18 protein-coding genes and 1 tRNA gene are annotated in these 14,165 nt (G+C 46.4%); 8 read left to right on the forward strand and 11 right to left on the reverse strand.

From position 1 onward, the window contains the following. The first annotated feature begins 119 nt into the window (after nt 1–119). Nucleotides 120–875, forward strand: coding sequence for a hypothetical protein (locus COV06_00400; GenBank protein PIR47849.1), 756 nt, complete (start codon nt 120–122; stop codon nt 873–875). Nucleotides 876–880: 5 nt separating this feature from the next. Here the strand turns inward: COV06_00400 and COV06_00405 are convergent, their stop codons facing one another. The 6 genes from COV06_00405 to COV06_00430 all read right to left on the reverse strand — a co-directional run bounded on the left by COV06_00405 (nt 881) and on the right by COV06_00430 (nt 5,317). Next, nucleotides 881–2,020 carry a hypothetical protein gene (locus COV06_00405; protein ID PIR47850.1) on the reverse strand — a complete coding sequence of 380 codons (1,140 nt, stop codon included), beginning with the start codon at nt 2,018–2,020 and terminating at the stop codon, nt 881–883. A gap of 169 nt (nt 2,021–2,189) precedes the next feature. Beyond that, the gene (locus COV06_00410; protein PIR47851.1) at nt 2,190–2,393 is read right to left on the reverse strand and encodes a hypothetical protein; all 204 of its coding nucleotides are present in this window, start codon (nt 2,391–2,393) and stop codon (nt 2,190–2,192) included. Continuing rightward, nucleotides 2,362–3,906 carry a hypothetical protein gene (locus COV06_00415; protein ID PIR47852.1) on the reverse strand — a complete coding sequence of 515 codons (1,545 nt, stop codon included), beginning with the start codon at nt 3,904–3,906 and terminating at the stop codon, nt 2,362–2,364. The genes COV06_00410 and COV06_00415 overlap by 32 nt, the downstream gene beginning before the upstream one ends. Nucleotides 3,907–3,913: 7 nt before the next feature. After that, nucleotides 3,914–4,270, reverse strand: a complete 357-nt coding sequence (locus COV06_00420; protein ID PIR47853.1) for a two-component system response regulator — start codon at nt 4,268–4,270, stop codon at nt 3,914–3,916. Beyond that, nucleotides 4,267–4,947 (reverse strand): hypothetical protein, encoded by a 681-nt coding sequence (locus COV06_00425; protein PIR47854.1) that lies wholly within the window; start codon nt 4,945–4,947, stop codon nt 4,267–4,269. Before COV06_00425 ends, COV06_00420 begins: the two co-directional genes overlap by 4 nt. Next, the gene (locus COV06_00430) at nt 4,931–5,317 is read right to left on the reverse strand and encodes a hypothetical protein (GenBank protein ID PIR47855.1); all 387 of its coding nucleotides are present in this window, start codon (nt 5,315–5,317) and stop codon (nt 4,931–4,933) included. The genes COV06_00425 and COV06_00430 overlap by 17 nt, the downstream gene beginning before the upstream one ends. 164 nt (nt 5,318–5,481) lie before the next feature. Here COV06_00430 and COV06_00435 point away from each other — a divergent pair, with 164 nt between their 5' ends. Next, entirely contained in the window at nt 5,482–6,843 is a 1,362-nt protein-coding gene (locus COV06_00435) for a hypothetical protein (GenBank protein ID PIR47856.1), read from the forward strand. On the opposite strand, the gene COV06_00440 is transcribed toward COV06_00435, so the two are convergent. The 4 genes from COV06_00440 to COV06_00455 all read right to left on the reverse strand — a co-directional run bounded on the left by COV06_00440 (nt 6,840) and on the right by COV06_00455 (nt 10,226). Further along, nucleotides 6,840–8,090, reverse strand: a complete 1,251-nt coding sequence (locus COV06_00440) for an aminoacetone oxidase family FAD-binding enzyme (protein PIR47857.1) — start codon at nt 8,088–8,090, stop codon at nt 6,840–6,842. The two genes, COV06_00435 and COV06_00440, sit on opposite strands and share 4 nt — an antisense overlap. 175 nt (nt 8,091–8,265) lie before the next feature. Next, the gene (locus COV06_00445) at nt 8,266–9,264 is read right to left on the reverse strand and encodes a hypothetical protein (protein PIR47858.1); all 999 of its coding nucleotides are present in this window, start codon (nt 9,262–9,264) and stop codon (nt 8,266–8,268) included. Nucleotides 9,265–9,272: 8 nt separating this feature from the next. Continuing rightward, on the reverse strand, nt 9,273–9,557 hold the full coding sequence (locus COV06_00450; protein PIR47859.1) for a hypothetical protein: 285 nt from the start codon (nt 9,555–9,557) through the stop codon (nt 9,273–9,275). Nucleotides 9,558–9,677: 120 nt separating this feature from the next. Next, complete coding sequence (locus tag COV06_00455) at nt 9,678–10,226, reverse strand: hypothetical protein (GenBank protein ID PIR47860.1); 549 nt, start codon at nt 10,224–10,226, stop codon at nt 9,678–9,680. A gap of 164 nt (nt 10,227–10,390) precedes the next feature. On the opposite strand from COV06_00455, the gene COV06_00460 reads away from it, so the two are divergent. Both COV06_00460 and COV06_00465 read left to right on the forward strand, forming a co-directional pair. Further along, nucleotides 10,391–10,464 (forward strand) — tRNA-Trp (locus COV06_00460). A gap of 133 nt (nt 10,465–10,597) precedes the next feature. After that, the gene (locus COV06_00465; protein ID PIR47861.1) at nt 10,598–10,858 is read left to right on the forward strand and encodes a hypothetical protein; all 261 of its coding nucleotides are present in this window, start codon (nt 10,598–10,600) and stop codon (nt 10,856–10,858) included. 172 nt (nt 10,859–11,030) lie between these two features. On the opposite strand, the gene COV06_00470 is transcribed toward COV06_00465, so the two are convergent. After that, the gene (locus tag COV06_00470) at nt 11,031–11,366 is read right to left on the reverse strand and encodes a hypothetical protein (GenBank protein ID PIR47862.1); all 336 of its coding nucleotides are present in this window, start codon (nt 11,364–11,366) and stop codon (nt 11,031–11,033) included. 593 nt (nt 11,367–11,959) lie between these two features. Between COV06_00470 and COV06_00475 the strand changes: the two genes are divergently transcribed. The 4 genes from COV06_00475 (at nt 11,960) to COV06_00490 (ending at nt 14,071) form a co-directional block, all read left to right on the forward strand. Further along, nucleotides 11,960–12,340, forward strand: a complete 381-nt coding sequence (locus COV06_00475) for a hypothetical protein (protein PIR47863.1) — start codon at nt 11,960–11,962, stop codon at nt 12,338–12,340. 151 nt (nt 12,341–12,491) lie between these two features. Continuing rightward, entirely contained in the window at nt 12,492–12,728 is a 237-nt protein-coding gene (locus COV06_00480; GenBank protein ID PIR47864.1) for a hypothetical protein, read from the forward strand. A gap of 276 nt (nt 12,729–13,004) precedes the next feature. Then, complete coding sequence (locus tag COV06_00485) at nt 13,005–13,550, forward strand: hypothetical protein (GenBank protein PIR47865.1); 546 nt, start codon at nt 13,005–13,007, stop codon at nt 13,548–13,550. A gap of 35 nt (nt 13,551–13,585) precedes the next feature. Continuing rightward, the gene (locus COV06_00490) at nt 13,586–14,071 is read left to right on the forward strand and encodes a hypothetical protein (protein PIR47866.1); all 486 of its coding nucleotides are present in this window, start codon (nt 13,586–13,588) and stop codon (nt 14,069–14,071) included. Nucleotides 14,072–14,165: the final 94 nt, after the last annotated feature.

A 14,165-nucleotide genomic window follows, 5' to 3' on the forward strand; every position in this document is an offset into this window, starting at 1 on the left:
TATCTTCAAACACATGCGTTTTAAGAGGACCAGTGCAGTGGCTCTATCTTTCAGAACATTCGTGTTCTAAAAAAAAGGGGGGGCGACAGGCTAGATTAAATCAAATCAAACTTCTCGCAATGACGACGGGGGATCCATTGTCCGTAAAGCTTTATGAAACCGTGCTACACTTTGTACCTATGAACATCCCTCGTGATACACGGATCGGAATTTTTGTGACCTCACTGTTCCTGCAGTTTTTTGGAGCATTGTTCTACTTTGTTTTATTTACGGACACGGGTTTCGTACAACTGTTCTACTCTGCAACCAAGGTTCTTATGATTGTCGTTCCTGTTGCGCTTATTGTTTCGAAATTTAAACTTCCAAGACTCTTATTCAAAGAGAATGCTTTGATGTCGCTAGTCTATGGAGTCGTCTCAGGCGTTCTGATGAGTGGGTTTATCCTTGGTGCGTTCTTTACGTTCTACGACACGTTTTTCACGTATTCGAGCAATATCCTGGCAAAAGTTATAGAGGTGGGAATTTTGCCGTACTACTTCTGGGTGGCGATCGGCATTAGTGTTTTTCATTCGTTATTCGAAGAACTCTTTTGGCGATGGTACGCGGTGCATGGCCTACAGAACTTCCTATCACCATTAAGTGCGATGCTCATTGGAGCGGGCCTTTTTGCCCTTCATCACTATGTTCTTTTATCACAGTTTGTCTCATGGGAACTTACGCTTTTGTTTGGAACGCTCGTGGGTGTGGGTGGATTGATTTGGTCTTGGATGTACAAAAAAACAGGATCCATTCTCTCTGCGTGGGTGAGTCACGCTATAGTCGACGCAACATTATTTTCTATTGGCTATCTGCTCATTCAATCGATTACGCAGTAGAGAGTCTAATCAATTGGATACTCGGAAAGAAGTACACGTGTCAGAACAAAAATCGCCTGTCCATAGGTCTGCACCTCGGTTACCTGCCAAGGTTTGTCCATGGGGCTCACCACTTTTCTGTCGTCAACGCCGTTTACAAGGGCCGTCTCTAAATCACAAGCACGGAAAAATGTGCATGCATGATGTGGTTTTATATTAGTAAAGTCTGTGCCATAGTCGTTGTATCCGAGAAGGTACGCATAAAGATGCTTAGAAAGCGGTGCAAATTGTTGGTCGCCAGTTTTCTTTGCATAAAGACGCTCCAAGACAATGGTTCCCGCAATATCATAATTGCCTCCCACATAATCAAACGGTTGGCCGCTTGATGTAAAATTTTCTTGCACGTAGGTGAGAACCCCTGCAATTTTTGCAAACTCTTGTTCGACAAGGGCGGCTATGGCGATTGGCTGCGCACCCCAGAGACCCTCATATTCATGCTCATTGACTCCGTTGAGTCTTTCGAGCGCGTAGAGTCGATTGTCAGAAAACGCGAGGTTTCCTTCTTCGCAGCAGCGCTCTGAATAGGTTTGCGTTGCATGCTCCTGTGCAAATTGTCTGTAGATACTCGCTTTATCCCTCTCTCCAAGATTCTCATACGTGAGGGCGAGCAAGAGCGCCGTGTCCCGTCCTTCTTGTGCGCCAAGTTGATACGCTGTTTGAGGAAACTCTTGTTCATGCAAGACGGGGCTTAATTGAATTCCGTGGCTTTGTTGGTCTCTGAATTGCTTGTATCCTGATTGCATCATTTGATCGAGACATGCGAGAGGGGATTGCAGCACATCGAGAAGATCTTGTCGCGTATGCGTGTCTGTTGATTCTGCATAGGCGAGGGAGAGATACCAGGCGGCAAGAGCGTCTCGTGGGGCAAAGATAATGTAATCCCCGCTGTCGTACCAACAGCCCTGTATTGGATCCGAATGGACACTCTCGTTGTAAGAAAAAAATGCAAGAACATCGGCCTGTTTGGACGTGTAGGGATTGTCGTGTATGTAGGGCGCGATGGTGATCATTCGGAAAAGCGCAAACCCAAGAAAACAAACAAGAAGAAGTATCCAAACGCCCCAGTGGACTTGCGTTTTTGAGACCTTTTTCCGTGATGGATGCATGAGCTGTTAGCTAATGAGAGTAACGATGTGAGCAACGATCATCTGCTTTTTGTGAATAGTATCGATGATGCGCTGTTTATGGGGACTAGCTGGATCTAGAGCTGTGGCGAGTGTGTAGGCCTCCTCTTCTAAATAGAGGAGATCACGCAAAAAGTTTTTTAAATCGCTGTTAGTCATCATACTTTTTGAGAAGTTGAATATTCTTTTTTGTCAGTGTCTGGAGTTCTTCTAAAAAACTCTTAATTTCACGCTCTGCAGAGGTAGAGACATTCAGAAAATTAAAGAGTGAGTTAATTTTAAACCGTACAATATCCAGAAAGTGTTCTTCCATGACGAGGAGCTTATCGGGTGCGTGATCTGCGGGCGTTTGCATAGACTTCTAGAGGAATAAAGGCGAGAAAGAAACCATGAAAGGCGGACCAGAACGTATTGATTGCGAGAGGTAGGTCCAGACTCCCTTGAGAGAGATACCAGACGCCCAACAGGAATGCGGCTAGGTTGATCACGATAAGGAACACCTGCGCACCAAACATGTCCCAAGGAATTTCAAATCGAGAAGCGTTTTTACGTGTTGTTTGAAACGACGTCCTATTTCTGAGGAGTGTGTCGATTGCCGCCTTGGCATAAATGGGAACGGCGAGGAGTGTCAAAGACTCGGCTCGCAGCCAATCGATGGCACGGTACTGTCTGCTCATCAATGTCTGGAAAAAGAGGAATCCCGTCATGGCGAAGTAGGGCACATAGGCGAGAAGATAAGCATACGGATTTGCCGCATAGAGAGGAATGCGGAAAAAAACGTACAGCGGCGGCAACATCACGAGTACAAACCAGCAAAGACCAACCAGGTAGTAGCTGCCAGAAAGGAGAAACTCCCAGCGCTGTCCGACTGTAAGACCTCGCCTCCACAGGATATACGGAAGGTTTTTAAAGAACAGATCAAGCGTTCCTCGTGCCCAACGATACTGTTGTCTAAAGTATTCTCGAAGGTTAACCGGGCCGTCTCCAAATGCGGCGGTATAGTTGTAATATCTTCCCACCCATCCGGCACGCATCAATAGCAGAGATGTGGCAAAGTCCTCCGTGATAGATGTTTCGTCAAATCCACCCACTTCTCGCAGGGCGGATGTGCGAATAAGCAAGTTCGTTCCACACATAAAGAGTCCGTCATGAGCACTTTTTGCCTCGCAAAGGTATTCGTAGAAGATGGATTGTTGTAGCTCGGCTGCGCGGCTCACGACGGAGGTATCAATATTGCCGTAAAATTGAGGCGTTTGAATAAACGCTACATGTGGAGTCTCGGTGATCTGTGCGACGAGGGTTTTGAGAAAATCTCGACTGGGTCTGAAGTCTGCATCAAAGACGGCAATAAAATGGCTACGAATCACATCGCGCAAGCAATCGTTAATAGCGCCTGCTTTTGCTCCATGCTTTGGTTCTGGAACCGCGTAATAGGTAAACTGATAGTCCTCACAAAGCTGCTTGTACGCATCTCGATTGACTTGTTTGTCGGATCCATCGAGAAGAATAATCTCAAAATTGGGATAATCTAAAAAGGAGCAGGCAATAAGTGTGCGTTTAACGATTCCGAGAGGTTCGTCGCGCGCTGGGATGCAAACGGTTACCTTTGGCGTCGACTCACCCGCGTAATAGAGGTCGGGACGTGTATATCGCATAAGAGCGCGCATGATACTGTAAAAATAGCCGCCAGCATGCAAGAGAATAAACATTTCTCCAACGTAAAAGGCGACAATGAGGACTGTATCAATTGCGTTGATAGAAATTGCAAGCGTGTCTCTCAATACAAAAATACGGAACACAAAATAGACAAAAACAGTCATGAGCGTCAGCGTGCTCGTGACAAGAAGTGATTTTTTCCCTAAATGCATATGCGTGTTAGGAAAAGAGTCGTTGAATTTTTTCAGCGAGTAATGTGGGGTTTACTTCCGATTTTGTGCAGACTTCCTTGACGCCAAGGGCAAGCGCATCTTCTCGGTCCGTCTGACCATCTAGGTTCGTAAGTACGATCGTTGGAATACGCTTTCGCTGGATTTTCTTAAGTAAGGATAATCCACTAATAATAGGCATAACAAAGTCTACAACAATGAGGTCTGGCCGTTGCTCCTGGATTTTTGCAATTGCTTCCTCTCCATCTTTTGCAAATACAACGGTAAACCCAGCTTTGGCAAGGGCTGCTCCGTATTGCTCGCGGTAGATGAGCTCGTCGTCGACAAAAAGGATGTTTGTGCTCATAGGGGAAAGGTAAAAGAGAGTGTTATTTGCTCCTCTGAGCCTTTGCAACGAACGGTTCCGGAAAGTGATTGAACGATTGTTGGAAGCGAAGCAAGGTAGACAGCCAGCCCAAACCAAGGTTGATGCTTTAAAGTGAATTTCTCTGCATTCGTAAAAAGTGTTTTCGGAACGGTTGGCAATGCACTTCCATGCGCCGCGAACCCAAGTGTTTGTGTTTTTGTTGTCTTAGTAAGCTCGCAGGCTAACCGTGCGTTTGGGCAGGCTCGTGCGAGGATACCTATACCTAACAAGAAAAGTACCTGGGCAACTGTTTGATCGAGAGAAAATTGCGACTCTCCTGTAAGGGTAATACGCCGTTTTCCAAGTGTGTACCTATCTGCCAATTGTGCCGTGCGAAGAAGTTCCTTAACATGACAGGGGACGGATTTTGGCTGGAAGGAACCGAGGCTCGTACGAGATAATAGAGAGAGTGAATTGAGAAGTAAATTCTGATCTTCGTTGACCGTACGTAACTGTTTAAGGATTTTCTTCCCAACGGTGGATAGCGATCCGTGAGACTCATTTTGAAAATTATCGAGGAGAAATTTACTAAGAGTGGCGTTCTTTTTTAAATCATGCCAAGCAAAGCGAGAGTGTGTTGGGTCTTGCAACAAATGTGTTTTAGATGTTTGGGACATAGGTGTTGTGTACTTCTCGTACCGCTTTTACAAATCCGTCGAGGTCGATATTGGATTTGAGAATTGCTGCAGCTGCTCCGAGTTCTGTTGTGCGCTCGAGTTCCTCTGGCTGACTCAGGTTGGATGCAACGATGATTGGATAAGAGAGATGTTTTTTCTTTGCTTCCTTGAGTACTTCAAACCCATCTTTGACAGGCATGAGGAGATCCAGGATCATGACATCAAAATCTTGCTCCATAATATCGCAGGCGGCTTGACCGTCCTCAACGTGTGTTACGTCCCAGCCCTCCATGTTAAATCGATCAATTAAAAGACCTGCGAGCATGGTGTCGTCTTCTGCGAGGAGAATACGCTTAATTGGAGGGGGCATACATTCTTGTTTGTGGTGAGTTATAGAAGAAAAGAATAAAGAAAAAACCACATGTATAAAATTAGTATAACAAATAAAGCTTTCTTTTGCTGAAAAGATTTGCACAGCTCAAGTATTGCAGCTATCCCCAATCGCTCCCTCTGTCTTTGCTATAATTTACTTCTATGAGGAACGGTTCGCGAAAAGGAGGACATGTGCATTATGCGCATATCGTTGCAGCGGATATGGGCTATGGGCATGAGCGACCTGCACGATCATTGGAATACCTCGCAGTAAAAGGCGAAGGTGTTGTTGTTGCCAATAATTATCCGGGGATTCCAAAGAAGGATCGAGCCGTGTGGCAAAAATCTCGACAGTTTTATGAAACCATGTCGCGATTAAAGTCGATTCCATTGATTGGCGATGTGTTATTCGAAACACTGGTCGATAAAGGCCAGGAAGTCGCGCTATTTTATCCTCGCCGCGACTTGTCGCACCCAACGATACAACTGAGGCAGATGTATACAGGAATTCGAGCAGGCTTGGGTCGTCACTTGATAGAAAAGCTCGCAAAAAATCCCGTTCCTATCATTACCACATTTTTCTATGTGGCGTTTATGGCGGAGGAGTTTGATTATCCGGGTGACATTTGGTGTGTGACGACCGATGCCGACATCTCGCGTGCGTGGGCACCTTGGGATCCAAAAAAGAGTCGGATTCATTACATCGTTGGGAACGGCCGGTGTGCGGAGCGACTCAAGCTCTATGGTGTTCGTGACGAGTTCATTCATCTTACGGGATTTCCGTTGCCGCCTGATTTGATTGGAGGAATAGACGCACCTGTATTGAAGACAGACATTATTCGACGCATGTGTGCCTTGGATCCAAAAGGTATCTTTAGGAGCTTCCATGCACAGGTGCTTGATTCGCATCTAGGAAAGGGTGTTTGCCCAATGACGCAAAACGGCCATGTGCCAACAGTGATGTTTGCCATTGGTGGAGCGGGAGCGCAGGAGAAATTAGCGAAGACGATTCTCAAGAGCCTCGCACATGTCCTTGCACGAGGGGAGATAAAGCTTATTCTTATGGCGGGCGCGAGGCCGGGTCTAGGAGAACGATTAAAAAAAGAGGCGCAACGACTGCACCTCGGTTCACTTCTTAATAAAACACTCGTGATCAAATCGTACAAACGACGTGCGACGTATTTCTCCGCGTTTCATGAACTCCTTCATTCCGTGGATATTTTGTGGACCAAACCGTCCGAGCTATCTTTTTACGCGGGGCTAGGTATTCCGATTCTCATTGCACCGCCTGTTGGATCACAGGAAAATTTTAATAGAAAATGGATCGAGCAAGTGGGTGGTGGCGTTTTTATGGAAGATCCACGATACGCAGGAGAATGGCTCATGGATTGGATTGCCTCTGGAGCCTTTGCGCGTATGGCGTGGAATGGGTACATTAGTGCCCCGACACATGGAACCTATAGGATCGAGGCGATCGTTTTTGGTGAGGATATGCCAATCCACACACTCCCATTGATTGTTTAGGCACCTGCAGCGTGAGACCCGGCAATAAAGCCAGTGGTCCAACAAAGTTGTAAGGAAAACCCGCCGGAGGGTCGATTGATGTCAATGGTATCTCCCACGAGGTAGAGATTTGGGTGGATCTTGGACGCCATGGTTTTAAAATCAACTTCTTTTGGGGACACGCCTCCGTCGGCCACAATCGACCAGGCAAATCCCATGGTGCCATTAATAGGAAAATTGAGATCCTTTAAGATGTGGGCGAGTGTTTTGCGATCTTCCTTGGTGATGGAATGAACAGGGATGCCGCCGATGTAGGGCTGAATGCCGTCCAAGATGCAATCACTCAATTTTTTTTGCACCAGCTCCTTGAACACGGATTTTAATTGTTTGTTTTTGTGGGACGCAAAGACGTCTTGCAGATGCTTGTCGAGTTGACCAAGGTTGAGATCCGGGAAAAGGTCGATGGATGCCGTAAGTGCACCTTGTTTGAGTAGTTTTTTAACGGTGTGTGCGGCGTTGATCACCACAGGGCCCGAGATACCAAAATGCGTAAACAAAAGACGCCCATGCACTTTATGCTGTGTTTTACCGTTTTGAATGAAGCGAAGATCCATGTCGTCCACACTCAAGCCAGACAGGTGATGCACCCATTCGGCGGTTGTACGCAGCGGTGCGAGGTTTGGGTCGGGTTCTTTGACCGAGTGGCCAATGGAGGCCAGCATAGAAAGGCCTTCGCCTGTGGAGCCGGTCTCGGGTGCGGCAAGCCCTCCCGTGGCGAGAATAACCCGTCTGCCATAAAACGCGCCCTTGCTTGTATGAACGCCTGTAAGAATACCTTCCGAGACAATCAAGGACTCTACGGCGGCGTTAAGCTGCACGGTAACGTTGTTGCTCGCATGTACATAGGTCGACAAAACCTTGCAGACATCCTCGGCCTTTTGTGATTTTGGAAACGCGCGTTTTTGATCCTCGACGACAAGTGGGAGACCGCGACTTTCAAAAAACGTAAACGTGTCTTCCACATTAAACTGTGAAAAAGGGGAAAAAAGAAACTGCTTGGATTCTGGAAAGTTTTCTAAAAATAGGCGATTGTCGTATTCGGCATTGGTGATGTTGCAACGTCTGCCGCCCGTGATACTTAATTTTTTGCCAAGACGATTATTTTTTTCGATCAACAAAACCTTGGCTCCAAGTTCGCCTGCGCGACCTGCGGCCATCATTCCAGCGGGTCCTCCGCCGATAACAAGGATGTCGAATTGAGGTTCCATCTTAGTAGGATTATGTGAATGCGTCGCGGGCTCACAGATTGTCTAAAAATGACATTCGACGTTTCCTGCGAACGTCTCATTGACGCAGTTCATAAAATACCCTCGTCTAACTCGGGGCCAAGCTATTTTATAAACTGAGCCCATTTTTAGATAACCTGTGATCCCACCCAATGACTTAAACCTGGTACGTGCCGTCTTGATAGACAATTACGCCGTCAATCTCTACCGTGGTTACATCCACAAACACATCTACGTGATACTTGCTATTGCGCTTGGGAAACCCGGGTTTACCATAGATTGTATGCTTTTGTCCAAGGGAGAGGTGTACGCCGCACATACGTTCGTAGCTTCCAACGTCCAGTAGGCGACGATTCCGTGTAAGGGCACGATTGAGGCCAAATCCTAGCTCGCGTACCCAGAGAGGCTCGTCGGTACGAATAATATCGAGAATCGCCGTAAAGGACGTCGGGGCGTTGGGTGTGTTTGTGATCAATCCCTTTTTGATCACCACAAGGACGGGTTCCTCTGGAACCACGACTCGGCTTTGCTCATTCCCATACGCGTAAAGTTGTACCGTTCCGTTGACGCCAGAAAAATCGACAGCCTCGGTAAAGACCTCGCCAATAGGGAACTGCCCGCCAATGTTATTCATGTTTGAATAGTCGCCAATGTTGAGCTTGGCTTCCTCAAATGGTGTGTTATAGACAAGCTCGGCGTCGGGACCACGGACAATAATTTGTTTAGCATTATCGATAAGCAATTTAAGTTTTGGCCCGACGGTGCGATAGTAATCAACATCGTAGGCGAGTGCATCAATATACGTATCCCACTCTTCTTCGGGCATGCGATTGAGATGTGGATGTTCAATCACCGCCAGACCACGGTTAAACAGCTCTAATCGAAATCGAAATTTATTAAGCCTAAAACTCGCCGATTGAATGAGGACAACGAGGCTGCCCGGCGTGAGGATGTTGATTTGATCAATGATTGCCTCGGGAGCCGTTTGGTTAAATTCGACCATCTGCGCGTTAGGCAAAACGGTTTTGTAGGCATGAGTGAGCAAATGCGCGAGGCCCGAATCTGTGTCAAACACAATAAGTACATCCGCGGCGGGCGGATGTTGGATGGCGGTATGCACAATGGCGTCAATATTTTTTTGAAGATGATCCTCCATAGTGTCTCTTAATCTTGAGGCGTTTGTATCTCTGTCTGCTGTTCGATAGTATTCGCGGCATCCTGATTAAAGGCACTTGTATCAACACCAAAGACGCGGAGTGTTTGGGACAAAATGAGGATAATAAGAGAGGCGATAATAGAAGCGCCAATTGCTGTTCCGACACCAAAGACAACACCTAAAAGAAGACGTTTCTTGACGCTATTTTGTTTTTCGAGTGCAGAGGCGACGCGGCCAACTTCCTTTACAAGTCGCGCAGCAGTATTTGAGGCTGTTTGTTTTGTCGCAGACATATCTTATATATTCTATCATAGTATATAGACGTAATTGAGGGTCAACTTGATAAAAAATACAGAAATAAATTCTTGTAACAAAAACCACCCAACGAATGCTGGGTGGTTTTGTGGAAACGCTTATTCTACAATCAACGTTCCAACCATACCGTTTGCACGGTGGCTTCCAACGGTGCAGTAATATTCAAATGATCCTACTTGATCCGCAAGAAATGTTACGCTCGTTTTCTCGCCCGTGTTAATGCGGTCTGAGGCGACGTGAAGTTGGTCAATGACGATGTCGTGTAAACCGTTAGACGAGGTAAAGTTGATTGTAACAGCCTGGCCTTTTTTGACGCGGAGCTCCTTTTCGGAGTAGCCGAACAGAAAACCGTCAACATTGAAGGAAATAGCTTCTGGCGCCTGAGCATTGTCATCCGTATCTTCCTCTGGTTCTCGTGAGTCGTCACGGTCTTCTATTTTGAGTACGTCGGTATCTTCCGTATCATTCTCAGATTCATCGACGGATTCTGACTCCTCTGCTTCGTCTGAGGCTTCTACGGATTCTTGATCCTCAAACTGGCTGTCTCCACGTAAATCATCCTGATCTGCATTGGGTGTCAGGTTGCAACCAGCGCCCAGGAGCAAGAGCGGGAGCAAGAATAGGGAGAGTCTCTGTGTTATTTTCATAGGGGTTGTTTATGATTTGTCCCTATCTTAATATGCCGTCTGTGTCTTGACAATGTGGACAATTCTTGGAGTGGGGGAATGTTTGGGAGTGATTGGCCAAGAAGGGGAGCGTTATGCTTGATTGGATTGCTCGTTTATGTTACATTTTAGCCGGCTTTGAAGAGAGGGGTATGGTGAAGAGGTATCACGCGGGTCTCCAAAACCCTAATCGGAGGTTCAATTCCTCCTACCCCTGCCACGTCGTTCGCGAACGACGTGGCCTGCCACGCTAGGTATTCAAGTTGATGCCAGGCTTAAGTGGGCATTCGTTCGCAACAATGTGACAGTAGAAAAGACGTCTCAGGACGTCTTTTCTGTTACCATGTATCAATATGTGGCATTTCTATATTCTACAATCTCAGAAAGAGCCAGACTATTTCTATAAAGGATCGACTGGTGACCTAAAGAATAGACTAAAGCTTCACAATGGCGGAGAGGTCAAATCTACAAAACTAAGACGAACCTGGAATCTCGTATATTACGAGGCTTTCGTTTCTGAAAAGGCTGCAAGGCTTAGAGAGTCTTCTGTGAAGAGGAGTGGTTCGGTTTCGGTCCCGCTCTCAAAACGGATAAATGAAGGCCTCAGAAACTAAAGGTGCCATGGCACGTCGCTCGTGAGCGACGTGCCAAATGTCTCCGGGCGTTGTCTCGAAGATTTTTGTTTTTACCAAATCGAAACCGCCCATCAAGTGAACCTCCAGCCAAGCTGGGCGGTTTCTCGATTGGGCGGCTAGGAGAGAGGCTTACATTGTCTGTGGAAGGGGGCTAGCCCATGCTCCAGTAGTCTCCTTCCGGCAGGGTGTCCTCGGGATTGGCGATCGAGTGGTAGCGGAAGGCGCCTTGCCATTCACGTCTTCCGTCGCGAACCGTTACGGGGAATCCGCCAATCTCCACGGCCATGTTGCGAAATCGTGTGGCATGGTTGTTGACGTACGCCCAGAACCTCTTGCATTCCGCTGTGTTGGAAGAGTAGTAATTCCAGTCTATGCTCCACCACTCATTCTCATGTTGGTAACACCGGCTACATGCACCGGCAGCATCTACCTGCTGTCCTGCCGCCGCAAAGATCCGCTTCAACTCCTGTTCTCCGACAATAGCCACGTGGCCTCCATTCCTGCAGTGATCTGCGGAGCAACCCTACTGCCAATTTGGCCATTTGTTAATACTTGCCCTAAGAAAATAATGATTTTTATTTGCAAGGATCACTTTACGCACGTACACTGTCTGTATGATAGAAATTCAAGGAATCGCAGGGCTTCGGCTGGCGGTGCCCCAAAAGCACGTAGAGCGACGGAGGGCAGCTAGCGGAACATCGGCGAAGGCTGGTCCGCCATAGCCTTACAGTCCACAGGACGAATGTGGCGACGGCGGACATTCCAAAAGCACTCGTGCAAGCAAGTGTTTTTTGTTTGTTTTAAACCTACCCAAAACGGGATTCGAACTGGTATAATGCGAACACTGTGAAAAATGAAGAACTAGTCATTCATAATTTCGACTAAACTTAAGAGTATGCATAGAAACAAAGAAGGTGGTCCTGAGTATATATCTAGCAGCCCGATGAAGATGTTAAGCAAGAGATCAAAGAGACGAACTCCGAAGAGCGACGATGGCTGGAAATCGGAAATAAGTTTTGGTCTTTGTTGTCTCAGCGTGTTGGGGCTAGGAACATCGGCTCAGTTGATGTTTTAAAAGTTGTGTTCAAATCGGATGCTGTATCATTTACAAAAACACGTGAACGGCTTCTGCGCACCGGTACGGCCACAGAGAAGGATATCGATCAGTATGTTATCGGAAAGTATTTTATAGATTCAGATTCGGTGGAGTTCAACACGGGTTATGATGATATGCGATCACTAGGTATTGATCCTGACGAGCTTGTATTGCATGAATTAATTCATATGGTGCAAGATATGGCTGATAAATACCCAGACATGAAGGGGAATATTATAAGCAAGGGTCACGATATTGAATCTCCATGGGAGAAAGAGGCATATCGTCTACAGAAACAACTGCTTCCTGATTTTAAATCGTATTGTTCATGGGATGAGCCGTTGGATTGGCACGCGGCAGTATAAAAACCGATCTATTATAAGCTTAATGTTGTCCCAGTTCACGGTTCTGAACCCGTTCAGCAATCGGAGCCAGAGAAACACAATCGCGGAGGCGGTTGTTTTTCTTTAACCCAAACGGGACGTTAGAACCCAAGTCTGGTAAGCTGGTATTAATATGATCAACAACGAGGTAGTCCCACAGAAAAATAACCCCTTGCACGGCACTCCACTTAAAACAATTCTTGAGACGTTGGTCGAGCAATACGGTTGGGAAGAGCTTGCCAGTAGGATAAGGATTAACTGTTTTAAGGAAAATCCGAGTATTAACTCAAGCTTAGTGTTTTTACGAAGGACCCCATGGGCTCGGGAGAAGGTAGAAAAACTCTATCTCCGTGGTGTTGCACATGAATAGTATTTGGTTGTCAGAGTAACGTGCTGGCAACCAATGCCAATTTATTTCGACGATTATGTTGATTGCACAGTTGCTTTTTGTGCTGAACCTGTCTCCTCACACTTATCTTGGTCTTTACACCTTGGTTTAAAAAGAATAAAGGGGATGCGCTTGCGTTTGTCCTTGTGCTCCTTGGGGGTTGGGATTGCCTCTGTATTGATTCGATTGTTTATTGGGTTATAAACACGCGCTGGTCCCTCGTCTTTTTGAATGATGACTGTTATGATAGTCTTATAAATGCCTATGACGGAAGAACAGTTTGACATTGTTGATGAGCAAAACAAGGTGACGGGCAAGGTATGTTCACGTGTCGATGCACATACATTAGGCCTGTGGCATCGAACCGTCCACGTCTATTACCTCAATTATAAGGAAAACGTCTGTTCGGTACTTGTGCACTTAAGATCCGCATCAAAAGACTTGTATCCAAGCTGCTGGGACACGCGTTTTGGTGGTCATATTAAAGCTGGGGAGTCGGTGGAGCAAACTGTGGTGGATGAACTTGCCGAAGAGATTGGATTATCTGTTGCTGCTTCTGAGCTTTTAGCAGGACCAATTCGAAAACGCGACAAATATCCAAATAGAGAATTTACTCACACCTACTTTTTTCGAGGTTCAAAAAGCATTGATGGCCTATCATTTACAGATAGGGAGGTGCAGGAGGTCAAATGGATGACCATAGAAGAAATCGTGACGTCAATGCAGCATGAGCCACGTAACTGGTCTGGGTCACCAGAGTCACTTGTTGAGGTAATTCAGACCTTTCTCGCGACAGTGGAGTAACATGTGTCGATCAACGACGTATAAAGTAAAATTGTATGAAAAAAATTGCCCCACATAACTGGCTCATAGGGATTGCGGTGTTTTGGGTGTTGGTGATTGCAGGTGGTGTTGGATTAGGGTTTTATTATCAATCCTTTCCAGAGCATAACCCGCAAACGCCCACCACGGATCAAACATATGCGTTTTCATCGAACAAACAGGAGACTCTATATTTAACCGATTTAGAGCCAGAACAGGTCATTGAAAATCCTGTGAAAGTGACGGGTGAGGTGAGCGGAACCTGGTATTTTGAAGCGAGTTTTCCGGTGGTGCTTGTGAATTGGGATGGATTGATTATCGCCGAAGGGGTCGCAACAGCACAATCTGATTGGATGACGGAAGAGCTTGTGCCATTTACGGCGATTCTCGAATTTGAGATGCCAACGCTTTATAATCGTGGCGCGTTGATTCTTAAAAAAGACAATCCGTCTGGTATCCCGGAGTATGATGATGCACTCGAGATCCCGGTACGATTTTGGTAGACTGTCCTTAATTACTTGGTGAATAAATTCTGTATGAAAAAAATATGCAAGGCGTTTGGAGGAATTCTGAGCTTAGGTCTTTTGTTGATTCTAC

This window comes from Candidatus Uhrbacteria bacterium CG10_big_fil_rev_8_21_14_0_10_50_16, assembly GCA_002774875.1.
GTDB lineage: Bacteria > Patescibacteriota > Patescibacteriia > UBA9934 > UBA11717 > UBA11717.

Bases quoted from the DNA above. Each gene is read 5' to 3' on its own strand.
- COV06_00400 (PIR47849.1), top strand. From the start codon at position 120: ATGACGACGGGGGATCCATTGTCCGTAAAGCTTTATGAAACCGTGCTA.
- COV06_00420 (PIR47853.1), bottom strand. From the start codon at position 4,270: ATGAGCACAAACATCCTTTTTGTCGACGACGAGCTCATCTACCGCGAG.
- COV06_00480 (PIR47864.1), top strand. From the start codon at position 12,492: ATGATCAACAACGAGGTAGTCCCACAGAAAAATAACCCCTTGCACGGC.
- COV06_00410 (PIR47851.1), bottom strand. From the start codon at position 2,393: ATGCAAACGCCCGCAGATCACGCACCCGATAAGCTCCTCGTCATGGAA.
- COV06_00445 (PIR47858.1), bottom strand. From the start codon at position 9,264: ATGGAGGATCATCTTCAAAAAAATATTGACGCCATTGTGCATACCGCC.
- COV06_00485 (PIR47865.1), top strand. From the start codon at position 13,005: ATGCCTATGACGGAAGAACAGTTTGACATTGTTGATGAGCAAAACAAG.
- COV06_00405 (PIR47850.1), bottom strand. From the start codon at position 2,020: ATGCATCCATCACGGAAAAAGGTCTCAAAAACGCAAGTCCACTGGGGC.
- COV06_00435 (PIR47856.1), top strand. From the start codon at position 5,482: ATGAGGAACGGTTCGCGAAAAGGAGGACATGTGCATTATGCGCATATC.
- COV06_00415 (PIR47852.1), bottom strand. From the start codon at position 3,906: ATGCATTTAGGGAAAAAATCACTTCTTGTCACGAGCACGCTGACGCTC.
- COV06_00490 (PIR47866.1), top strand. From the start codon at position 13,586: ATGAAAAAAATTGCCCCACATAACTGGCTCATAGGGATTGCGGTGTTT.
- COV06_00425 (PIR47854.1), bottom strand. From the start codon at position 4,947: ATGTCCCAAACATCTAAAACACATTTGTTGCAAGACCCAACACACTCT.
- COV06_00465 (PIR47861.1), top strand. From the start codon at position 10,598: ATGTGGCATTTCTATATTCTACAATCTCAGAAAGAGCCAGACTATTTC.
- COV06_00440 (PIR47857.1), bottom strand. From the start codon at position 8,090: ATGGAACCTCAATTCGACATCCTTGTTATCGGCGGAGGACCCGCTGGA.
- COV06_00455 (PIR47860.1), bottom strand. From the start codon at position 10,226: ATGAAAATAACACAGAGACTCTCCCTATTCTTGCTCCCGCTCTTGCTC.
- COV06_00430 (PIR47855.1), bottom strand. From the start codon at position 5,317: ATGCCCCCTCCAATTAAGCGTATTCTCCTCGCAGAAGACGACACCATG.
- COV06_00450 (PIR47859.1), bottom strand. From the start codon at position 9,557: ATGTCTGCGACAAAACAAACAGCCTCAAATACTGCTGCGCGACTTGTA.